The sequence below is a fragment of the Oxalobacteraceae bacterium OTU3CAMAD1 genome (assembly GCA_024123915.1).
Classification (GTDB): domain Bacteria; phylum Pseudomonadota; class Gammaproteobacteria; order Burkholderiales; family Burkholderiaceae_D; genus Rugamonas.
Genome location: CP099650.1, coordinates 5,346,507 through 5,367,766, shown reverse-complemented (window position 1 = coordinate 5,367,766; position 21,260 = coordinate 5,346,507). Strand labels below are relative to the sequence as shown.

Genomic DNA, 21,260 nt, shown 5'->3' with positions numbered 1-21,260 from the left:
CGCAGCCTTCAAGGGCTGCGGCTTACTGGCAAAGAATGGTTGAAAAAGGGAAGTGGGACGGCGGCCTAGTAGCCTTGTTGCTGGCGCCTGACCTTCAGCGCGCGCCGGGTGGCGTGGGCATCGAGATCGGCGAGCACTGTCGCGGGATCGATCGTCCGATTATCCTGGCGCACCTCGAAGTGCAGATGCGGCCCGGTGGCAAAGCCGGTTTCGCCGACGGCGCCGATCAGTTGCCCGGAGGTGACGCGGTCGCCGACTTTGACGACGACGCTGTTCAAATGCGCATACAGCGTTTGCCGCGAGCCGGTTTCGATGATGACCGAGGTGCCGTAGCGGCCATTGTTCTCCGCCAGCTCGCCGGCTGCGATCACTTTGCCCGCCGCCGCCGCGTGTATCGGCGTGCCTTTGGGCGCCGCCAGGTCGATTCCCTGGTGCGGCCTGTCCGAGACGTCGCGCCGCACGCCGAAAAAGCCGGACACGCGCATCTTGTCGAGCGGATGGCGCCAAGTGGCGGCGGCCGGCGCCGAGGTATCGACAGCCGCCGGCCCGGCCGTGGCCTGCCGCTCGATATTGAACGCCAGCGCAGGCTGCAGCAGGGCGCCCGCCGCCAGCACCGCCGCCATCAGCGCCGCCACGGTCCATGCGGCCAGGGTGTTCAGCGCCGGCAGCGAGGTTTTCTGCATATGCAGGATGCGCGCGGCGATGGTCTCGCCATGAATGCCGCCGAACGCCAGGCCGCCGTTCGGCGGCATCGTCGCCTGGGCCTTCCACTGTTGCAGCAGCGCGGCGGCGTAGCGCTTGCGCTGTTGCTGTGGCCGGCCGGCCAGCACGCGCTGGTCGCACGCCAGTTCCAGCGCCCACGTCATCTTCGCGGTCAGCCAGCGCAGCGCGGGATTGAACCAGAATACCGTTTGCAGCGCGCTCGACACGCCCAGGCAAAGTGGATCGCGCGCGCGCCAGTGGTGCAGTTCGTGCGCGACGATCATCTGCTGCTGATCGGCGCTGAACTCCCGCAGATGGCGCGGCAGCAGCAGTATCGGCCGGCGCAGGCCGATCAGCATCGGCGAGATTGCCGCCTCGGTCTCCATCACCGTCAGGCGGGATCGCCCGATCTCGGACAGTTGATCCTCGCTGAACGCCCCATGCGCCAGCAACTCGCGCGGTGACAGGGGCCGGGCGGCCGCCAGCAATCGCCGCCACAGCATGTTGGCGCGCAGCAGGCGGGCCAGCGCGTAGGCCAGGCCGGCGGTGTACAACGCGGCCCACAATATCGGTAGCCCCGCCGCCAGCGCGGCCATGGACGGCTGCCGGCCGCCGGCATCATTGGCTGCGTCACGCGGCGCGACATCGGCATGGTCAAATGGCTCGGCGTCGCCATGCCGGTCGCCGTCATCCTCCAGCGCCAGGCGACGAATGGCCGATGACTCTTCCGCGTTGAGCGTGACGGCCGGCGCCACGCTGATTTGCTCGCCGTGCGGCAGGAAGGGCAGCAGCGCCGCGCCGGCGACGACCATTTGCGCGGCCAGCCATACCGCGCGACGCGCCGCCAGCGCCGGCCACACACGCAGCGCGGCGTTCAGCAGGTAGTACATCGCCAGCCCCGCCAGCGCGCAACTGACGCCGGCCAGCAGCCATTTGAACATCAGCACATAGGCGGACATCATGGCTTCGCCGCGTCGTCGTCGGGCCACTCGTGCAGCATCTGCTCCAATTGCGCCAGTTCCTGTTGGTCGACCAGTTTGCTGCCGGTGAACATGGTGACGGGCAGCGGCGCGTCCATTTCCATCACGCGCCGGCCGAAGTCGTGCGCGAACGCCGCCAGGGTGCCGACTTTTTCCAGCTGCGCGCTGTAGACGTTGATGCCGTGGACCGTTTGCAGGCCGACCATGCGCTTTTCCAGCATGCGGTCCAGCGTCTTGCGGGTCGACGAGAACGACCACGCCAGTTCGTCGGCGGCGGCGTCGTGGATTTCGCGGGCGCTGAGCGGCTGTTGCTTCCACAGCGCTTTCAACAGTGTCAGCTCGCTGACGGAGGGAATGGGGGTATTGACGGACATGGCTGGACCTTTATGCGACGATTGGGATGATTATGCGACATATGTCGCAGGCTGGTCAATCCCAATTGCATGAATTTGTAACATTGCTTTGAATTAATTCCTAATATGCTACGATTGAGTTTTTGCTAATTGCAAATAAAGTATGGTCGATGCAGGCTGGACCGAAGGTATCGCGGCGTGGGTACAAGGCTGAACACGTGGTGAGCACCATCGCGGCGCGCGGCGATGCGCTATACAATGCACCTGGCCACAGCGCTCCCTGCCGTGGCCACATCTGCATTGGAAGCACATATGTATTACGGAGAGCGCTTCAACAGCATCACCCACGTCATCGGCGCGGTGCTGGCCGCTATCGGCGGCACGCTGCTGATCGTGATGGCGGCGCGCAGCGGCGACATCTGGAAGGTGGTCAGCTTCAGCGTCTACGCCGCCACCTTGCTCGGACTGTATCTGACCTCGACCCTGTATCACAGCATGCGTGGCCGCGCCAAAGACGTGCTGCGGCGGATGGACCATTGCGCCATCTACCTGCTCATCGCCGGCAGCTATACGCCGTTCACCTTGGTCAGCCTGCGCGGACCGTGGGGCTGGTCGCTGTTCGGCGTGGTCTGGGGGCTGGCCGTCGTCGGCATCCTGCAGGAGATCTGGTATGCCAAGGGCGCGCGCGTGCTGTCGCTGGTGATCTATGTCGCCATGGGCTGGGTCGGCGTGATCGGCGCCAGTCCGCTGATCGACGCGCTGGGCTGGGATGGCTTCATGTGGCTGGCCGCCGGCGGCGTGGTCTACACGGTGGGCATCGCCTTCTTCGTCACCGACCACAAATGGCGCTACGGTCACGGCGTCTGGCATTTGTTTGTACTGGGCGGCAGCGCATGCCATTTCGGCGCGGTGTTGCTGTACGTGGCGTAACGATTTTTTGAGCTGAAAACGTGGATATTAATTCCGACGATCTGAAAACTTTCATCACCGTGATCGACAGCGGCACGCTGAGCGCGGCGTCGGTCCATCTGGGCCAGACCACCTCCGGCGTGAGCCGGGCGCTGTCGCGGCTCGAGGACAAGCTGGCCACGTCGCTGCTCACGCGCACCACGCGCCGCATGGAGCTGACCGAGGAGGGCCACCTGTTCCTCGAGCGCGCGCGGGCGATCCTGGGCGCGATGGAGGAGGCCGAGGAAACCATCCGCATCCGCCGCCAGAAGCCGGCCGGCCGTTTGTGCGTGGACGCGGCGTCGCCATTCATGCTCCATTGCGTGGTGCCGCACATGGCGGAGTTCCGCGCGCTGTACCCGGACATCAAGCTCGAATTGAGCAGCAACGACCAGATCGCCGATTTGATCGAGCACCGCACCGACGTCGCCATCCGCATCGGCGCGCTGACCGATTCGACCCTGCACGCGCGCGCCCTCAGTTCCAGTCCGCTGTACGTCATGGCCAGTCCCGACTATCTGGCCCGCCACGGCACGCCGCAAAAGCCGGAGGACCTGGCCGCCCATTCGCTGGTCGGCTTCGCGCAGTACGAGCAGGGTAACAGCTGGCCGCTGCGTCACGCCACCGGCAACAGCCTGCAGATCACGCCGTCGATCTCGGCCTCCAGCGGCGAAACCTTGCGCCAGCTGGCGCTGGCCGGGCAGGGCATCGTCTGTTTGGCCGACTTCATGACGCGCGCCGATCTCGACGCCGGCCGCCTGGTCAAGGTGCTCGAGGACAGCTACACCGGCTACCGGCAGCAGATCCACGCGGTCTATTACCGCAACACCCAGCTGGCGCAGCGCATCAGCTGTTTCCTCGAGTTCCTGCAGCGTAAGCTGTGAGGTCACCTTGAGGTAAGCCTTGAGGTAAGCCGCGAGGTAAACCTCGATGATTGCGAGTGTGTGGCGCCGTACAGATATTGATAGCGTAGCGACGTACACTGGCCTTGCGTGCTTGGAGCGCATCGTCAGATGAAAGCTCAGCAGCAGGTAAGCCGGTAGCCTCAAGTACCGGCACCAACAACAGGGTTGCTGACTGGGAGAACATCATGTCGCAGACTACTCATCCATCCAAGCATCTGGTCCGGGCCTACCTGGAGCGCCGTACGCGCGACGTCAAACCGCCGCCCAAGCCCGAGGAAATCCGCCGCCAGCTGGGCTGGGGCATGTTGATGTTCGAGCCCAAGCTCAGCAACGGCGGACGCTCCTGAACCCGCGCGGGCGCTCCCGCTTTTCGCCCCGCGTTTCGTCATTCACCGGCTCTTTTCCGCTATTCGCCGAATAGCGGTTCCCCCGCCTTCCGTTCCCCGGTATTGTTCTATCCATACCGACTTGGGGAACTCACATGAACGCAGAAATAGCTTATCAATGGCGCAAACAGCTGGTCTGGGGGCTGATCATGATCGCCGTCGGCTGTACCTTCCTGCTCGATCGCGCCGGCTACATCGACGTGGAATTCGACATCACACGCTTGTGGCGCTACTGGCCATGGCTGGCGGTCATCAGCGGCGTCACCCAACTCATTCCACCGACCTCGCCGAAGTACATCCTTGGCGGCCTGGGATGCCTGTTCACCGCCGGCTGGTGGTACGTCTCTTTCAACCGCATCTGGGGCTGGGGCTTCGAGGACACGTGGCCGGCGGTGATCATCGCCTTCGGCATAGGCCTGCTGCTGCGTCCACTGCTTGACAACATCTTCGCCGCCGCCAAGGAGCAAAAATGAGCTCCTTCGCCAAAACAGATCCAAAATCGCAGATGGCCATCGGTATCGCGGTCATCGTCATCGGCTTGCTTTTCCTGGTCGATAACCTGGGCTGGATCGATCTCGATTTCCGACGCCACCTGCTGCCGCTCGCGCTGATTTTCTTCGGCACGCTCAAATTGATGCAAACCCGTACCTCGTCCGGCAAGTTGATCGGCGGCGGGTTGATCGCCGCCGGCTGCCTGATTTTCCTGCGCCGCTTCGGCATCCTCGACATCAGCTGGCAATCGCTGTGGCCCGTGATGCTGATCGTGTTCGGCATCGCGGTGGTGTTCAAATCGAGCACCGGACGATCCGCCTTCAAGCAACCAGGCGCCAAGGCGGACAACGAGTTCGATCAGATGGAAGTCGACATCACCTCGTTTATGGGCGCCTTCAAGCGGCGCATCATCACCGCCGATTTTCGCGGTGGCGAAATCACCGCGCTGATGGGCGGCTGCGATCTCGATCTGCGTCAAAGCTCGATCAACGGCGAGGCGGTGCTCAACGTCTTCTCGCTGTTCGGCGGCGTCACCATCAAGGTGCCGGTCGACTGGACGGTGGTCTTGCAGGGCACGCCGATCATGGGCGGCTTCGAGGAAAAGACCGCGCCTCCCGCCACGCCGGGCAAAGTACTGTACGTGCGCGGCTACGCCATCATGGGCGGGCTGGAAGTACGTAATTAAGAAGTAGCCGAGCATGCAGGAGAACTCCCCCGGCCGGCGTGGCGCGGCCATTTACATGGTCGTGTGGCTGTTCATCGGCGTGGCGCTAGGCGGTGTGATCGCGCTGTTGGGCGACACGCCGATGACCAACGCCATGCTGTTCGCGATTCCGATCACCCTGGTGTACGCGTTCGCGGCCGGCTACTCGGCCTATTATATGTGCCGCGCCTACCCGCTGGGCAGCCGCCGCCCGCTGTCGATCGCGCTGGTGTTGTTGGCGGCGGCGGTGGTCTGCGGAATACTGTGGCTGCTGCTGGGGCATATGTGGAACGGCGTGACCAGGTTGCTGGGCGCCGATTGGGCGGGCATCGTCATCACCCGGCAGCTGTCGGCGCTGATCGTCGGACTGGGCATCCTGCTGTACGGCTTCGCGGCGGCGCTGCATTACATGGTGATCGAATTCCTGCGCGCGAAACAGGCCGAGCAGCGCGAGTTCGAATCGCTGCTGATGGCGCAGGAGGCCGAGCTGCGCATGCTGCGCACGCAGATCGATCCCCACTTCCTGTTCAACAGCCTCAATTCGATCAGCGCGCTGACCTCGCAGGACCCCAAGGCGGCGCGCCGCATGACGCTTGAACTGGCGAGCTTCTTCCGTCAAAGCCTGGGCATGGAGGCGCACAAGAAGGTCACCTTGGGCGAGGAGATGGTGCTGATACGGCACTTCCTGGGGATCGAACAGGTGCGCTTCGGCCAGCGGCTGCTGGTGGAGGAGTCGCTGGAGGACGCCGCGCTGGCATGCCTGGTGCCGCCGATGATCATCCAGCCGCTGGTGGAGAACGCCGTCAAGCACGGCATCTGCAATATGCCGGAAGGCGGCACGGTGACGATCAGCGCGCGGCGCGCCGGATCGGTGCTGTATATCCGCGTCGACAATCCGGTCGACGCCGATACGCCGCCGCAGCCGTCCGGCAAGGGCAGCGGCATCGGCCTGGCGAATGTGCGCCAGCGCCTGGCGGGCGCGTACAAACACGAAGCCAGCATCCATTGGGGCTTCAACGAGAACGGCTTCGGCGTGGAGATCGCGATGCCGGCGCAAACGACAGAGGATGGAGAGTAATGGTGGAGATCAAAGCATGCGTATCGTAATCGTCGACGATGAAATGCTGGCGCGCGCGGTGGTGCGCGAATACCTGTCCGAGCATGCGGACGCGGAGATCGTGGCCGAATGCGCCAACGGCTTCGAAGCCGTTAAGGCGATCACGGAACTGTCGCCCGACCTGGTGATCCTCGATATCCAGATGCCCAAGCTGGATGGCTTCGAAGTGGCCGAACTGGCGGGCGCGAGCGCGAAGACGCGCTACATCTTCGCCACCGCCTTCGACCAGTATGCGATCAAGGCGTTCGAGTTCCACGCGCTCGATTATCTGCTCAAACCCTTCAGCCAGCAGCGCTTCGACCAGGCGCTGGCGCATGCGCGCGCCAACGTGGGCAAGGGCGACGACGCGGCCGATCCCGTGGTGGAGAACCTGGTGCGCGAAGCGGCCGGCCGCAACAAGCCGCTGGGCCGCGTGCTGATACGCGACGGCGCCAAGGTGCACGTCATCAGCAGCGACAAGATCGACTATATCGAGGCGCAGGACGATTACGTGCAGATCCGGGCGGAGGGCAAATCCTATCTGAAGAACCAGCGCCTGACGGAACTGGAAGGGCAGCTCGACGGCGAACAATTCCTGCGCATCCATCGCTCGTACATCGTCAACATCGCCTGCGTGGAGCGCATCGAGCAGGCCACCAAGGACAGTCACGTGGCGATCCTGCGCGACGGCGTCAAGCTGCCGGTGAGCCGCAGCGGCTACCAGAAAATCAGGGATGCGGTTCAGTAGCTGTGGCTACCAGGGTTAAAACGGCTTGCTTTGTTTGCGCGCCGCGATGCCCAGCATGCTCAGGCCGAGCATGACCGTCAGCACCGCCGACGGCTCCGGTACGGAAGATACGGGCAGCACCAGCAGGGTGTCGTTCGCGGTGGCAATGACGTTGCCGGCGCTGTAGTCGTACTTGGACAAATAGGCTTGCGGATCGATGCTCGAATTCCAGACAGGAGAAGGGCCGGTGGCGACGTCGTCGTTGGCAACAATGATCACGGCGGCAAATGATGGCGAGCTGATCAGCAAAAGGGCACACAGCATGAAGCAAATCGTCTTCGGCATTGGCAACCACCTGTTGTCAGTTATAAACAGAAGCCTTGTGAGCTTAGCTGGTTATCATACTATGGAATAATTATCATTATGTTATTGAATTTTCCCATTATGACAACGTCCGCAATAGTGTGCGGCTATGGTGTGGGCAGGGCGGATTCAATCCGCCACCATGCCGGCATCAGTTGCTGGATCTCAGGGCGGCCGAAGCGGTCGTCGATCAGGTAGACGGTGCCCTGGTCCGACTGGGTGCGGATCACGCGGCCCGCCGCCTGCACCACCTTCTGCAGGCCGGGATAGGTGTAGGTGTAGTCGTAGCCGGCGCCGAAGATGGCGTCCATGCGCAGGCGGATTTGCTCGTTGACGGGATTGATCTGCGGTAGCCCGAGGGTGGCGACGAAGGCCCCGATCAGGCGCGCGCCGGGCAGGTCGACGCCTTCGCCGAAGGAGCCGCCCAGCACCGCGAAGCCGATGCCTTCACTTTCGAGCGTGAAGCGGGCCAGGAATTGCGCGCGCTCGGCTTCGTCCATGCGGCGCGACTGGCGCCACACCGGCACGTCCGGATAGGCTTCGGCGAACTGGCTGGCCGCCTTTTCCATGTAATCGAAGCTGCTGAAGAAGGCCAGGTAATTGCCGCGCTGCTGCTGGTACTGGCGTCCCATCAGGGCGGCGATGGGACGCAGCGATTGCTGGCGGTGCTGGTAGCGCGTGGAGATGTGCGCGGCCACTTGCACCGACAGCTGCTCGGCCACGAACGGCGATTCGACATCTACCCAGGCCGTGGTGTCGGGCATGCCGAGCATGTCGCCGAAGTAGTTCCAGGGACTGAGCGTGGCCGAGAACAGCGCGGTGGTGTGCGTGCTCTCGAAGCGCGGCTTGAGGAAGGGCGCCGGCACGATGTTGCGGATGCAAAGCACCGAGTTGGAATGGCTGGCGCGCGCGCCTTCGCTCTTTTCGATATCGAACAGCGCGTGGTCGCCGAAGCTCTCGGCCAGCCGCGCGAACAGCAGGGCGCCGAAGTAGAATTCCTGCAGGTCAGCGTCGACGTAGCTCGGATGGTCGGTCATGTAGTCGGAGATCGCCGTGGCCGCCGTCTGCAGCGCGCCCATGAACTTCTCGGGCAACGTCGCGTAGCACTGGTATTCGGCCGTCTGGTCCTTCTCCAGCTGGTTCCATTGCCGGTGCACGCGGTCCAGCGGCTTTTTCAATTCCTCCGGCGCCACCTTGCGCAGCATGCGCAGGCTGGCGTGCTCCATCTCCGCCGAGTACATCTTGCGCGCGCGGGAGACCATGTTGTGCGCCTCGTCCACCAGCACGTTGACCTTCCAGTCGTTGAGCAAGGTGAGGCTGTGCAGCATGGCGCTGATGTCGAAGTAGTAGTTATAGTCGCCGATGACGATGTCGCACCAGCGCGCCATCTCGCTGCTCAGGTAATACGGGCAAACATCGTGCGCCAGCGCGACCGCGCGCAAGGTTTCGCGGTCCAGCGCCAGGAAGGACGCCTTCGCCGCTTCGCCATCCTCTGGTGATGGCGGCAGCATGATGTCCAGCGCCGACTGGCGCGCGGCCGGCAGGCGGTCATAGAAGCCCTTGGCCAGCGGGCACGATTCGCCGTGGCAGGCCTTGTCCGGATGGACGCAGGCGGTGGACTTGGCCGCCAGCTCCAGGGTGCGCAACGGCAGCAACGGCGCGCCTTCGCGAATGATGTCGACGGCGTCCAGCGCCATTTGCCGGCCCGAGGTTTTCGCGGCCAGGAAAAACACCTTGTCGACGCCATGTTCGGCGCTGGCCTTCAGCATCGGGAACAGGCTGCCGACGGTCTTGCCGATGCCGGTCGGCGCCTGCGCCAACAGGCACACACCCCGGTTGCTGGCCTTGTACATCGCCTCGGCCAGTTGCCGCTGGCCGGGACGGAAATCCGCGTGCGGAAACCGCATCGCCTTGAGCTGCGTGTCGCGCGCCTCGCGGTGCGCCATTTCCTTCTCCGCCCATTGCAGGAACAGGCCGCACTGCTTTTCGAAATAGGCGCGCAGTCCGAGCGCCGTATGCTCCTCGTGCAGCATGGTTTCCTTCTGGCTGCCGATGTCGAAGTAGACCAGCGCCAGATGCACCTTGTCGAGGGCCTGGTCCTTGCACAGCAGATGGCCATAGATCTTGACCTGCGCCCAATGGAGCTGGCGCTGGTTGTCGGGCATCTTCTTCAAGTCGCCGCGATAGGTCTTGATTTCCTCCAGCCGGTTGGCGCGGCGGTCGTAGCCGTCGGCGCGGCCGCGCACGTGCAGCGGGCCGAAGTCGCCGGACAAGGGGATCTCGGTTTCGTAGTCTTCGTCGCGGCGCGAGGTCACCAGCGCGTGGCCGGCGATGCCTTCCTGCGCGGTGGGCGAGGGCGTGAAACGCAAATCCAGGTCGCCGGTCTTGGCGGTGAACTCGCACAACGCGCGCACGGCGACGGTGTAGGTGGCGCCCTTCATGCCGCCCATTGCAGATAGCAGACCGAGATCGGCATCTGGTGCGTGGCGCAGTATTCGATCCAGCGCAGCTGGTTGTCCTGCAGGCGGTCGCCGGGACCCTTCACCTCGATCATGTTGTAGCGCCGCTCGGCGGGCCAGAACTGGATCAGGTCGGGAAAGCCGCTGCGGTTGGCTTTGATGTCGAGCAGGATGCGCTCGAAGGCGCGCTTCAGGTGCAGCGGCGGGATGCAGTCGAGCGCCAGCCCGATCAGGTCCTCGTCGAGCGCCTCCCAGTACAGGAAGGGCGACTGGATGCCGGTCTTGGCGGCGTAGTTGGCCAGGATGGTGGCGCGGTACTGGTCGCCGTCGAGCTGCGCCAGGCAGTTGGCGAATTGCTGCGCGCGGCGGCGCTGGAAATCGGCGCTGTGCAGGTCGGCCGGGCCGCGATGGTAGGGATGGAAGAAGGCGCCCGGTATCGGGCAGAACACGGCATCCCAGCACAGCAGGCCGAACAGCGAGTTGATCAGCGAATTCTCGACGTAATAAACCGGTGCGTCGTCGCGCGTCAGATGGTCGCGCACGACAAATTCGACGTAGCTCGGTTCCTGTGGTGGCGGCAGGCTCAGGTCGATGCGCAGCGCCTGCGCCGAGGGCGTGCGCGGCGGCTTGGCGTGGCCCAGCTTGCGCGCCAGGCGTGGCCCCATGCGCAGCAGTTGCTGGCGTTCGGCCTCGCTCTCGGGCTGTTGCAGCGCAAGCTGAAGCAAATCAAACGCTTCGCGCGGCTGCTCGTCTTTTTCCAGCACGCGGATGGCGCGCGCGCGGGCGCCCGGATAGTGACAGGCGGCGTAGAGCGCATGCGCGGCCTTCCAGTCGGCCAGCTTTTCCACATGCTGGGCGATGGTGAAGGTCAGCTTGTCGCGGCGGCTGCGCAGCCATTCGTTGTCGTCCGAGCACGGCGGCAGATCGCGGATCACGTCGGCCGGGTCCTCGCCGTCGACAAAGCGCTCGTGGCACCGGTGCAGCATCAGGAAATCGTCGATGTCGCGGCGGCTGCGGAAACCGCGCGCGGCCGGCGAGAACGCCACTTTTTCGTACTGGTAGATGCCCAGGTCGGACAACACGAACTCGGTCCAGTCCTGGTGATAGTTGCCGAAGAAGATAAGGCGCAGGCGGTCGCACAGTTGCTGCGTCAGATGGCTGTAGACATGGTCGCCGGAATTCTCGTACCAGTTGGAAAAGCGGTGCTGGCCATCGTACTGCTCGCGCAGCGCCTCGAGCTGCTCGCTCTTGCGCAACTGCCGCACGTGCGGCGTCAGCTGGAAGATCTTGCCGATCTCCGGCTTTTGCAGCAGATCGAACAGCTGTTGCAGATCCAGCAGCGGATCTTCCTCGATCAGGCCCAGCGCCGCCAGCGGACGGGCGGCCTCGTGCGCGCTGCCGATCTCGGCATACGCCAGCTTGCTTGCACGGAAAAGAGTTCCCTTACGCATGACCATACGCACCAGCAGCGCGCGCGACGCCTGTGGCAGCGTGGGAAAGGCGGTGATGAAATCGCGCTCCTCGGTGGTCAGCAGATCGTCGTAACGGTCGCCTATCCACGTCAGCACCTGATGGAAGTTATCCAGGTAATAAAACGCGTTGTCGAGAACTTTGATCATTGCAGGGGAAGCGGAAGCGAGAAGAGCGATAAACTGTATTTATATACAGTGTATCGCTTTCAGCACCGCTTGCCCAGCAAAATTACGTTGGAACCGAACGGATCAGGCTTGCTTGGCGGCGGGGGTGTTTTTTTCCACCATTTCGCTGGCTTTGGCGATTTGCGCCTCCACCGACTGCACCGCTTGCTTGGTGGCTTTGGTCACCTGCTCGTAGCCGTTGAAGGCGTTGTCGATGGCGGTTTTGACGATTTGCACCGCGTTCTCCGAGCCGGGACGCACGTTTTTGGTGACGTCGTAGATCAGCGCGCTCAGATTGCTCTTGGCCTCGGCCACATGGGCGTCGGCCGCGCGGGTGAATTCTTCACGGATCTCGGCGATGATCAGGCCCAGTTGCTGGTTGTAGGCGTTGGCGCCGGCGACGCCGGGCTGCAGCTTGGCGGCGGCCAGGCTCATCGCCGCTTTCGGGTCGGCCGCCTGGCTCATTTCCTTGCCGGTGGCCAGACCGTCCTCTATCTGCGACTTGGCGGTGGCCATGTTCAGCGCCACCACCTGCTCGACGCCTTGCACGGCTTTGCTGGTCAGTGCGTTGAATGTTTCAAGTTGGAATTCAAACAGGGCTTTGGTGGCGTTGGCAAATTGCTCGGGATTCGTAAACATACAGTCTCCTCATTATGATGATGGTATGTAATGCCCCGGGGTTCTCCCGTGTTGTTGTGGGTCCATTATTTAGCAAGAACTAACTTTTCGCAACGGCTATCTTTGTACGGTCCCGCGACCCTCTCCCAGCCGGCGCCGAGCGGGGTTTGCGAACACGCCAGCTTGCCGTCGATTTTGCTGCGGTACTGCCACCACGGCGCCGGACCGGCGCTGAGCTGGGCGCTGCACAGCATCAGTGTCAGCACGGCGGCGACACGCGTATTGATATTCGTCATGCTTTGAGCGTACAGCAAAACGGCGCCGGTGGCGATGCGTGTCGATCCGACACTATGGTCGATAACATCATGGCCGCTAACATCACAGCGGCGCCACCTTCGGCAGCCGCAAGGTGAAGCGCGCGCCTTGGCCCTCGACGCTGCTGGCGTCGATGCGCCCGCCCAGCACGCCGGTGACGATGTTATGGGTGATGTAGAGGCCCAGTCCGGAGCCGCCCGAACCGAGCCGGGTGGTGAAGAAGGGATCGTAGATGCGCGGCTGGTTGGCGGCAGGGATGCCGGCGCCGGTGTCGCCGACCTCGATGACGAGCTCGCCGTTGCCGCCGTCGCGCGCCGACAGCGTGATCGTGCCGGAGGTGCGGCCGTCGAAGCCGTGCACGATGCTGTTCTCGATCAGGTTGTGCAGCGCCTGGCTGAGCGGACCCGGATAGCTGTCCATTTCCAGCATGTGGTCGACGTCCTCCTCCAGGGTCAGGCCGTGCTGGCGCAGGTCGGCGTCGAGCGGTTGCAGCAGTTGCGCGATCGGGTCGCCCAGCACGAAGCGGGCCCGCTGCGAACTGGCGCTGTCGGCGGCGATGTGCTTGAAGCTGGCCACCAGCGCGGCGGCGCGGGTCAGGTTGCGCACCACCACCTCGTCGGCGCTGGCGGCCTCCTTCAGGTAGCTTTCCAGCGCCGAGCGGCGCAGGCCGCTGTCCATGTCGCGCCGCAGTTCGGCCGTGCGCTCGCTCATGCTGCTGGCCATCACCAAGCTGTTGCCGATCGGCGTGTTCAACTCGTGCGCGACGCCCGCCACCAGCGCGCCCAGCGCCGCCAGCTTGTCGCGCCGCACCAGCTCCTCCTGCGTCAGGCTGAGGTTGTCGAGCGCGGTGGTCAGCTCTTCGTTGATGTGCTCGGCTTCCTCCTTGGCCTGCAACAGCTCGGCCGTGCGCGCCGCCACCAGCTCTTCCAGATGCTCGCGGTGGCGCCGCAGCTCCTCCTCGCGGCGGGTGCGGACGATGGCGATGCCGGCGATGTAGGTGGCCGCGCCGATCAGGCTCAAATCTTCGGGGCTGGGCGTGCGCACCTCGCGGTAGTACATCGCGAACGAACCGAGCACGGTGTCGTTGTCGAGCATGATCGGCATCGACCAGCACGCGCGCAGGCCGTATTGCGCGGCCGACTCCCGGTAGCCGGCCCACAGCGGATCGTTCATGATGTCGGCCACCACCACCGTTTGCTTGCGGTGGATGGCGGTGCCGCAGGAGCCTGCCGCCGGCCCGACGGGCAAGCCTTCGAGGGCGGCGAGGTATTCGGGCGGCATGCTCGGGCCGGCGCCGACCTGGACGCTCACCCCGTCCGGCGCCAGCAGCATGGCCGTGCACATCACGTCCTCTGCCTGCGACTCGATCAGCAGCATCAGGCGCTCGAGGATATCGCGCAGCGGCGCGGCGCGGGCGATCATTTCCAGCAAGCGGTTTTTGCCGTCGCGCAGCGCGTCGGCCAGCTTGCGCCGCGTGACATCGACCACCCGCACGTGCATCAGCCGGTGCTGCCCGGAATTGAGCGGAACCATGCGCAGCTCGCAGCACACGGTACGGCCCGAGCTGTGCCGCATGGTCAGCTCGAACACCTGCACGCCGCCCGCCATGACTTGCTCGACGTGCGCTTCGAACACTTGCGACGACGCGCGCCCGTCCGGCTGCGCGGGCGGGCACAGCGACAGAAAATGCGTCTGCACCAATTCCGTCTCGGTCAGCCCGAATAGTTCGCGCGTGCGCCGGTTGACGTCCAGCAGGCGGTAGCTACCGCGCTGCAACAGCAGGATGGCGTCCGGCGAGCCGGCCAGCATGGTGTGGTAGTTGACCTCGAGCGTGGCCATGGCCGGCAGGTCGGCCGCGATCGGCGCGGGCGGAATAACCCGCAAGCGCAGCAGGATTTTTTCGGCCAGGTCGTCGGCGTTGAAACTGAGCGGCAGATAGGCGTCGGCGCCGACCGTCTGCGCGCGCTCGCGTTCCTCCTCGCTGGGAGAGCTGGACAACACGTAGATGGGCAAATCGGAACCGCACACCTGGCGCAGGCGCTGGCACAGTTCCAGGCCGGCGCTGCCGGCCAGCGCCGCGTCCAGCACGGCCAGGGCGATGCCGCCCGCGGCGGCCACGGTCAGCGCTTCGTCGCCGCGGCTGACGGCGCGCACGTCATAGCCGTACCTGCCCAGCGTCTTGCCGAGCGTGACGTGATCGTACGCCGAGCTGGTGGCAATCAATATCGTGTGCGGCTGATCGGATGGGAACGGCGGCATCATGGGAGTGGGTCCGGTTCCGCAAGGCGGAGGTGAAAACTAGTGTATTACAAGATGGGCGCGACCTGCCAGCTTTATGCCGCCGCCGCCGTTGCGGCCTCCTGCGCCTGTTTGATTTGTGGGAAGTTATCCTCGATCCAGTCGACCAGCACCTCGAGCCGCTCGGCCGCCTCGCGTCCCAGCGGGGTCAGACTGTATTCGACGTGCGGAGGCAACACCTGTTGCGCCACGCGCAGCACCAGGCCGTCGTAGGCCAGCGCGTCGAGCGTTTGCGCCAGCATTTTCTCGCTGACGCCGCCGATCGCGCGCCGCAACTGGCTGAAGCGGTGGGTGCCGTCGAGCAGCACCACCAGCACTAGCACGCCCCAGCGGCTGGTGATATGGGCCAGCACGGCGCGCGACGGGCAGTCGGCGGCGAGCACCTCGGCGCGCTGGCCGTCGCTCAGGGCCGCGAGGCTGTTGCGCAGGGATTTGCTGGTTTTTGGCTCGGTCATGGCGGTGTCCATTCTGGAAAGGGCGAACTTGCTAAGTTGTACTTACCAAATTGTACGTACTTACAATTCGAAAGTATAGGCCTTATGATAGTTCAAACCGCGCGGAACGTCCCTGCGGAGCTCAATCAAAGGAAAAATCATGATTATTGTTACTGGTGCAACCGGCCAACTCGGCCGCCTGGTGATCGCTAGCCTGCTGAAAACCACGCCCGCCGCGCAGATCGTCGCCGCCGTGCGCGATGTCGCCAAGGCCGCCGACCTGGCCGCGCAGGGTGTGCAGGTGCGTCGTGCCGACTACAACGACGCCGCGTCGCTGGACAGCGCCTTCGTGGGCGCGACCAAGGTGCTGCTGATCTCGTCAAGCGAAGTGGGGCAGCGCGTGCCGCAGCACCGCGCCGTGATCGAAGCCGCCGCACGCGCCAAGGTCGGGCTGTTCGTCTACACCAGCGTGCTGCGTGCCGACAGCAGCCAACTGGGCCTCGCCGCCGAGCACCGCGAAACGGAAGCGTTGATCCGCGCCTCCGGCCTGACGTACTGCCTGCTGCGCAACGGCTGGTATGTGGAAAATTACACCGCCGGCCTCGGTGGCGCGCTGGCGCACGGCGCACTGGCCGGCGCGGCGGGGGAAGGGCGCATCGCCGCCGCCGCGCGTGCGGATTACGCGGACGCGGCGGCGGCTGTGCTGTCGAGCGCCGGACCGGTCGAGCAGGTGTATGAACTGGCGGGCGACACCGCGTTCACGCTGGCGGACCTGGCGGCGGAATTGTCGCGCCAGTCCGGCAAGCAGGTGCCGTTCCATAATTTGCCGCAGCAGGAATACCGCGAGATGTTGATCGGCGTGGGCCTGCCGGCGCCGGTGGCCGACCTGCTCGCCGATTCCGACGCCGCCGCCGCCAAAGGCGCGCTGGACGACAGCGGCCACGCGCTGAGCAAGCTGATCGGCGGCCCGACCATCACCTTGGCGGACGCCGTGAAAGCGGCGCTGTAGTTCTAGAAATCGAGCTGGGCCGTGGTGATGCCCAGCGCGACGGCTATTTTCTTGATGGTGGCGGGGCGCAGGCTGCCGCTGGCCTCCTGCTTGGCGTACGAAGGTTGGGAGATGCCCAACCTTGCAGCCATTTCAGATTGAGTGAGTTGAAGGTGCTCGCGCCACGCGCGTATCGGCGTCGCGCCGTGAAGCGTAGCGCCAACCACCGCTTGCGGAATCAGGCTGTGCTCCTTTTGATACGTTCGCATGAATTCGTCGTAGGGCACGACGACAAAGGCCGGGTGTCCGTCGGGCCCGTTGATCAGTTGAATGTTAGTAGGTGCCTTCATCTCGCTTCTTCACTTCTTGAATTTCAACAATTTTGATGACCGTTGACCAGTCGAAAAGCACGCGAAAGTTTCCAACTCGTAGCCGATATCCGTAGGGATGATTCTTCAGTGCTAGAACCTGCGGGCAATTGGGCATATGTTCCAATGTGGCCGCGGCTTCAAATATTTTGAGCTGAAACTCAGGCGGCAGTTTACGGAGCTGGCGCGCTGCTTTGGAGGTCCACGTAACTTGGCTTTTCAAGTTCATGATAGCTCAAATATAGCTTTATGCCAGAACCGGCTGTGATGGGAATGTGAGCGCCTATTGTCTTGTGGATGCCGGGAATGGGGCTTGCGCAAAACCGGGAGCCAATGAAAAAAGCTCCATCGGACCTTTCGGCTGATGGAGCTTTTTTGCGTATCCGGTAGAGTGGTGCCCACGGAGGGACTCGAACCCCCACACCTTGCGGCACATGGACCTGAACCATGCGCGTCTACCAATTCCGCCACGTGGGCACTGAACTGCTTGCTACTTCTTACATCCCGCTGCGTGTTCTGCAACAGAGGCCCGAATCTTAAAGGAGGGCAGTCACCTCGTCAATAGCAATTTGGTGCCTCGGCGAAATTATTTAAATTTCAAAGTTGCGGGTGTGCCGACGCCGAGCGGGCGGGACAAATGAAAAAAGCCTCCAAGCGGCCCTGCGGCTGATGGAGGCTTTTTTGCGGAATTTTGTGGTGCCCACGGAGGGACTCGAACCCCCACACCTTGCGGCACATGGACCTGAACCATGCGCGTCTACCAATTCCGCCACGTGGGCACTGTACTGCTTGCTGCTTCTTGCTAACTGCTGCGTGTTCTGCAACAGAGGCCAGAATCATAAGCGGGCCGCTCACCGCAGTCAAGGGAGAAACCATTTTTTTATGAAAGAAATTCGCGCGCCACACCATACAGCGCGCAGGGGATTTCGCGCTTGCTTGTTCAGTCGCACTTTCGTAAGCTCCAGTTTGCCCGCTCGGCATCAAGTACACGGAGACAGTCGATGGAGATGTTGAACAACTGGTTTAACAGCCAGGGATTTATGCCGCACGGCCACTGCTTTTTGTGGATACCGTCCATCCTGTGGACAAGCGTTATCGCCGACGCGCTGATCGCACTGGCGTATCTGACCATTCCCGTCACCCTGATCTACTTCATACGCCGCCGCCGCGACATGCCGTTCAACTGGATGTTCATCGCCTTCGGCGTGTTCATCCTCGCCTGCGGCAGCACGCACGTGGCCGAAATCTGGGTGGTCTGGCGCCCCGACTACGTGCCGCTGGTGATCCTCAAGGCGATCACGGCGGTCGCCTCGGTGGTGACGGCGATCGCGCTGGTGCGGCTGGTGCCGGTGGCCTTGCTGATTCCCAGCCCCGCGCAGCTGGCTGCAGTCAACGCCGAACTGCTTCAGGCCAACAAGGACTTGCGCGCGGCGATGGAGCGCGCCGAAGTGGCGAACCGCGCCAAGAGCGCGTTCCTGGCCGCGATGAGCCACGAGCTGCGCACACCGCTCAACGCCATCCTCGGCTACACGCAAATCCTCAAGCGCGACAAGCAGCTGTCGCCGTCCCAGCAAGCCGGCCTCGGCACGATCCACCAGGGCGGACACCACCTGCTGGCGCTGATCAACGACGTGCTGGACCTGTCGCGCGTGGAGGCGGGCAAGATGGAGTTTCATCCCAAGCCGGTGCGGCTGGGCGAGTTGCTGACGGTGGTCGCCGACATCATGCGCGTGCGGGCCGAGCAGCGGCACTTGCATTTCGAGCTGGAGCTGGCCGGTGGCCTGCCGCTGGCGATCAGCGTCGATGAAACCCGGCTGCGGCAGGTGCTGTTGAACCTGCTTGGCAATGCCGTCAAATTCACCGATCACGGCGCCGTGCGCCTGCGCGTTTCTCCCGCGCCCGCGCCGGCCCCGGTGGTCGCGGCGGTGGATGGTTCGGCCGGCGTTTCCGCCGTGCCCGAGGTGACGGCCACGGCCCATCTGCGCTTCGAGGTATTGGATGAAGGCGTGGGCATCGACGCCTCCCAGCTGGACATCATTTTCGATCCGTTCGAACAGGTCGGCGACGCCGCGCGGCGCGCGGGCGGCACCGGGCTGGGCCTGGCGATCAGCCGCCAGCTAGTGCGCCAGATGGGTGGCGACGTGAAAGTGGAGAGTGTGCCAGGGCGCGGCAGCCGCTTCTGGTTCGATGTGCCGATGCCCGTCGTCGACGCGCCCGGCGCCGCCGTTGGTGGCGATGACATTCCGAGCGGCTACCTGGGGCCGCGCAAAACCCTGCTGGTGGTGGATGACGTGGCGACCAACCGCGCTTTGCTGCGCGATCTGCTGGGTCCGCTCGGTTTCCGCATGCTGGAGGCCGACAACGGCGTCGCCGCGCTGCACCAGGCGAAGATCGACCCGCCGGACCTGGTGTTGATGGATATGGTGATGCCGGACATGGACGGGATCGAAACGACGCGCAGGCTGCGCGCCGAGCCCGGTACCGCCAAAACGCCAGTGCTGATCATTTCGGCCAGTTCGACGCCGGAGGAGGGGCAGCGTGCGATCGCCGCCGGCGCCGACGCCTTCCTCGGCAAGCCGGTCGACGAGCAGGTGTTGCTGGCCGAGATAGGCGCGCGCCTCAGCTTGCAATGGATAAGGTGACCGCAAGGCGGAGACTTCTCTAACTGCGCCCTTGGCGGGGCAAGGAAAACCGCCACCCAAAATTCATTCCTGCCACTGCGGCAAGAATTGCTACCGAACCTAGGACCTGCACCAAGCTCAGGCGATGACCGAATGCCCACGCGTCGACCTGGATGGCGACAATTGGATAAATGAACGAGAGCACGCCGACCAACGAGGTCGATATTTTTTGAATCGCGCCGTACAGCAGCGTGGACATCAGGCCCGTGTGAATGAAGCCAATGGCCAGCAAGAGTCCCCAGGCATGCTGTTTCGATTCGCCGCTTGGCCATGTCGCGAAAGGCATGAGGAGGAGTGCGCCCACGACCATCTGGATCAGGACGATCTCGCGTGGTGGCACCGTTTTAAGGTGCTTGGTAATGGCTGCGGCAATGGCGTAGAAGAACGCGGCGGCAAGTGTCAGGCCGACGCCAAGCAGGTAGTTGGATGCGTGCGCGTCCGACTGCCGCCCGCCTATGACGACGAGCAGCACGCCGCCAAACGCAACACCCAGCCATCCAACTTTTTGCGCCGTCAGCTTTTCTCCGAAAAACAGTGCTCCCAACGCCACCAGCATGAACGGCTGGGTGTGATAGGTCACCGTGGCGATCGCGATCGATGCGTGCGAATAGGCTGCAAAAAGAAGGGTCCAGCTGGCCGTCAAGGCGATTCCGCCGAACGCGGCCATGACGCCCTGCCTGGTGCTGAGACCGCAGTCGCGCCACAAGCCCATACGCAGGCAGACCACCAGCATGGCGACTGCCCCAAAGGCGCAGCGCCAAAACACGACGGAGACGGCGGGCATGTCCGTTTCGACGACGAACCAGCCGACCGTGCCGGCGATGACCATGGCTGCGGTCATCTCCAGCGTCCCTGCGGTCCTTGTATCCATGATTACTCCTGTGGCAGCGCCGGCTTGTGGAGAGGGTAAGGGTGTTCGGCAAAGCGAACAATTGGATTGTATAATCTCACCATGATGGATGTTCGTCAAGACGAACGATTGTTCTTTATAACGGAAAAGATGATGACGCCTATTAATTCCACCAGCCCTTCACCGATCAGCCTGCTGTCTGCGGCCGTCCGGCGTGAGCGTGAGCGGCTCGGTCTGTCCGTGTCCGAACTGGCAAAACGAGCCGACATCGCCAAGTCGACGCTCTCGCAGTTGGAGGCCGGTTCGGGAAACCCCAGTCTGGAGACGCTTTGGGCGTTGGCGACGGCGCTGGGCGTCCAGGTAACCCAACTGATTGCCCAGCCAAGAACCCATGTTCAGGTCATTCGGGCCGGGGAGGGTGTTGCGTTGACGTCGGAACAGGCGAACTACTCGGCGACGCTGCTGGCGGTTTGCCCGGCCGGTGTTCGGCGCGATCTCTACCGCCTCGTGGTTCAGCCCGGCTCACCCCGCAAGTCCGAGCCGCACCTGCCGGGAACGGTGGAGCACGTCCTCCTCTGCAGCGGACGCGCCAGACTGGGCCCTATTGGCCATCTGGTCGAGCTTTCGGCGGGCGATTACGCCAGTTATTCGGCGGACGAGGCGCACGTGTTTGAAGCGCTTGAACCCGATACCACCGCAGTAATGGTAATCGAGCACACATGACGTCGGGCGGAGGCATTGTCGGGGAAGGCGAGGGGCAATGAAAAAAGCCCCCAGGTCGCCGTAAGGCTAACTGGAGGCTTTTTTGCGGAATTTTGTGGTGCCCACGGAGGGACTCGAACCCCCACACCTTGCGGCACATGGACCTGAACCATGCGCGTCTACCAATTCCGCCACGTGGGCACTGATGCTACTGAACAACAACTGCTATTATAGCGACAGGGTGAGTTTCGCGCC

The 21,260-nt window shown here is 63.7% G+C and carries 22 protein-coding genes and 3 tRNA genes; 10 read left to right on the top strand and 15 right to left on the bottom strand.

Annotated features, from left to right (window positions below; translation table 11 throughout):
• Positions 1-65: 65 nt before the first annotated feature.
• The gene (locus tag NHH88_22760; protein USX12494.1) at positions 66-1,664 is read right to left on the bottom strand and encodes a M23/M56 family metallopeptidase; all 1,599 of its coding nucleotides are present in this window, start codon (positions 1,662-1,664) and stop codon (positions 66-68) included.
• Positions 1,661-2,056 (bottom strand): BlaI/MecI/CopY family transcriptional regulator, encoded by a 396-nt coding sequence (locus tag NHH88_22755; GenBank protein USX12493.1) that lies wholly within the window; start codon positions 2,054-2,056, stop codon positions 1,661-1,663. The genes NHH88_22760 and NHH88_22755 overlap by 4 nt, the downstream gene beginning before the upstream one ends.
• 291 nt (positions 2,057-2,347) lie before the next feature.
• Between NHH88_22755 and NHH88_22750 the strand changes: the two genes are divergently transcribed.
• The 7 genes from NHH88_22750 (at position 2,348) to NHH88_22720 (ending at position 7,313) form a co-directional block, all read left to right on the top strand.
• Positions 2,348-2,965 (top strand): hemolysin III family protein, encoded by a 618-nt coding sequence (locus tag NHH88_22750; GenBank protein USX12492.1) that lies wholly within the window; start codon positions 2,348-2,350, stop codon positions 2,963-2,965.
• A gap of 20 nt (positions 2,966-2,985) precedes the next feature.
• Positions 2,986-3,867 (top strand): LysR family transcriptional regulator, encoded by an 882-nt coding sequence (locus tag NHH88_22745; protein ID USX12491.1) that lies wholly within the window; start codon positions 2,986-2,988, stop codon positions 3,865-3,867.
• 206 nt (positions 3,868-4,073) lie between these two features.
• Positions 4,074-4,235 carry a hypothetical protein gene (locus tag NHH88_22740; GenBank protein ID USX12490.1) on the top strand — a complete coding sequence of 54 codons (162 nt, stop codon included), beginning with the start codon at positions 4,074-4,076 and terminating at the stop codon, positions 4,233-4,235.
• A gap of 134 nt (positions 4,236-4,369) precedes the next feature.
• Complete coding sequence (locus NHH88_22735; GenBank protein ID USX12489.1) at positions 4,370-4,747, top strand: DUF5668 domain-containing protein; 378 nt, start codon at positions 4,370-4,372, stop codon at positions 4,745-4,747.
• The gene (locus NHH88_22730) at positions 4,744-5,451 is read left to right on the top strand and encodes a cell wall-active antibiotics response protein (protein USX12488.1); all 708 of its coding nucleotides are present in this window, start codon (positions 4,744-4,746) and stop codon (positions 5,449-5,451) included. Before NHH88_22735 ends, NHH88_22730 begins: the two co-directional genes overlap by 4 nt.
• Positions 5,452-5,464: 13 nt before the next feature.
• On the top strand, positions 5,465-6,547 hold the full coding sequence (locus NHH88_22725; protein USX12487.1) for a histidine kinase: 1,083 nt from the start codon (positions 5,465-5,467) through the stop codon (positions 6,545-6,547).
• A 16-nt stretch (positions 6,548-6,563) separates the two neighbouring features.
• Entirely contained in the window at positions 6,564-7,313 is a 750-nt protein-coding gene (locus NHH88_22720) for a LytTR family DNA-binding domain-containing protein (protein USX12486.1), read from the top strand.
• A 15-nt stretch (positions 7,314-7,328) separates the two neighbouring features.
• On the opposite strand, the gene NHH88_22715 is transcribed toward NHH88_22720, so the two are convergent.
• The 7 genes from NHH88_22715 to NHH88_22685 form a co-directional block, all read right to left on the bottom strand.
• A complete protein-coding gene (locus NHH88_22715; protein ID USX12485.1) occupies positions 7,329-7,637 on the bottom strand; it encodes a PEP-CTERM sorting domain-containing protein in 309 nt (102 codons plus the stop codon).
• Positions 7,638-7,762: 125 nt separating this feature from the next.
• A complete protein-coding gene (locus NHH88_22710) occupies positions 7,763-10,096 on the bottom strand; it encodes an ATP-dependent DNA helicase (GenBank protein USX17402.1) in 2,334 nt (777 codons plus the stop codon).
• Positions 10,093-11,733 carry a VRR-NUC domain-containing protein gene (locus NHH88_22705; protein USX12484.1) on the bottom strand — a complete coding sequence of 547 codons (1,641 nt, stop codon included), beginning with the start codon at positions 11,731-11,733 and terminating at the stop codon, positions 10,093-10,095. The genes NHH88_22710 and NHH88_22705 overlap by 4 nt, the downstream gene beginning before the upstream one ends.
• Before the next feature lie 102 nt (positions 11,734-11,835).
• Entirely contained in the window at positions 11,836-12,390 is a 555-nt protein-coding gene (locus tag NHH88_22700) for a phasin family protein (GenBank protein ID USX12483.1), read from the bottom strand.
• A 65-nt stretch (positions 12,391-12,455) separates the two neighbouring features.
• Positions 12,456-12,665: a hypothetical protein gene (locus NHH88_22695; GenBank protein USX12482.1), complete on the bottom strand. Its 210-nt coding sequence runs from the start codon at positions 12,663-12,665 to the stop codon at positions 12,456-12,458.
• Positions 12,666-12,747: 82 nt separating this feature from the next.
• The gene (locus tag NHH88_22690) at positions 12,748-14,946 is read right to left on the bottom strand and encodes an ATP-binding protein (GenBank protein ID USX12481.1); all 2,199 of its coding nucleotides are present in this window, start codon (positions 14,944-14,946) and stop codon (positions 12,748-12,750) included.
• A 71-nt stretch (positions 14,947-15,017) separates the two neighbouring features.
• On the bottom strand, positions 15,018-15,437 hold the full coding sequence (locus NHH88_22685; protein USX12480.1) for a helix-turn-helix transcriptional regulator: 420 nt from the start codon (positions 15,435-15,437) through the stop codon (positions 15,018-15,020).
• Positions 15,438-15,576: 139 nt separating this feature from the next.
• Here NHH88_22685 and NHH88_22680 point away from each other — a divergent pair, with 139 nt between their 5' ends.
• Entirely contained in the window at positions 15,577-16,425 is an 849-nt protein-coding gene (locus NHH88_22680) for an NAD(P)H-binding protein (GenBank protein ID USX12479.1), read from the top strand.
• A 2-nt stretch (positions 16,426-16,427) separates the two neighbouring features.
• On the opposite strand, the gene NHH88_22675 is transcribed toward NHH88_22680, so the two are convergent.
• The 4 genes from NHH88_22675 to NHH88_22660 all read right to left on the bottom strand — a co-directional run bounded on the left by NHH88_22675 (position 16,428) and on the right by NHH88_22660 (position 17,551).
• Positions 16,428-16,754 (bottom strand): helix-turn-helix transcriptional regulator, encoded by a 327-nt coding sequence (locus tag NHH88_22675; GenBank protein USX12478.1) that lies wholly within the window; start codon positions 16,752-16,754, stop codon positions 16,428-16,430.
• Complete coding sequence (locus tag NHH88_22670) at positions 16,738-17,001, bottom strand: type II toxin-antitoxin system RelE/ParE family toxin (protein USX12477.1); 264 nt, start codon at positions 16,999-17,001, stop codon at positions 16,738-16,740. Before NHH88_22670 ends, NHH88_22675 begins: the two co-directional genes overlap by 17 nt.
• A 163-nt stretch (positions 17,002-17,164) precedes the next feature.
• Positions 17,165-17,249: transfer RNA gene (locus NHH88_22665), tRNA-Leu, on the bottom strand.
• Between the two features lie 217 nt (positions 17,250-17,466).
• Positions 17,467-17,551: transfer RNA gene (locus NHH88_22660), tRNA-Leu, on the bottom strand.
• A 222-nt stretch (positions 17,552-17,773) separates the two neighbouring features.
• Here NHH88_22660 and NHH88_22655 point away from each other — a divergent pair.
• A complete protein-coding gene (locus tag NHH88_22655) occupies positions 17,774-19,414 on the top strand; it encodes an ATP-binding protein (protein ID USX12476.1) in 1,641 nt (546 codons plus the stop codon).
• Between the two features lie 19 nt (positions 19,415-19,433).
• On the opposite strand, the gene NHH88_22650 is transcribed toward NHH88_22655, so the two are convergent.
• Positions 19,434-20,324 carry a DMT family transporter gene (locus NHH88_22650; GenBank protein ID USX12475.1) on the bottom strand — a complete coding sequence of 297 codons (891 nt, stop codon included), beginning with the start codon at positions 20,322-20,324 and terminating at the stop codon, positions 19,434-19,436.
• Between the two features lie 81 nt (positions 20,325-20,405).
• On the opposite strand from NHH88_22650, the gene NHH88_22645 reads away from it, so the two are divergent.
• Positions 20,406-21,026 carry a helix-turn-helix domain-containing protein gene (locus NHH88_22645; protein ID USX12474.1) on the top strand — a complete coding sequence of 207 codons (621 nt, stop codon included), beginning with the start codon at positions 20,406-20,408 and terminating at the stop codon, positions 21,024-21,026.
• Positions 21,027-21,121: 95 nt separating this feature from the next.
• On the opposite strand, the gene NHH88_22640 is transcribed toward NHH88_22645, so the two are convergent.
• Positions 21,122-21,206: transfer RNA gene (locus NHH88_22640), tRNA-Leu, on the bottom strand.
• Positions 21,207-21,260 lie beyond the last annotated feature (54 nt).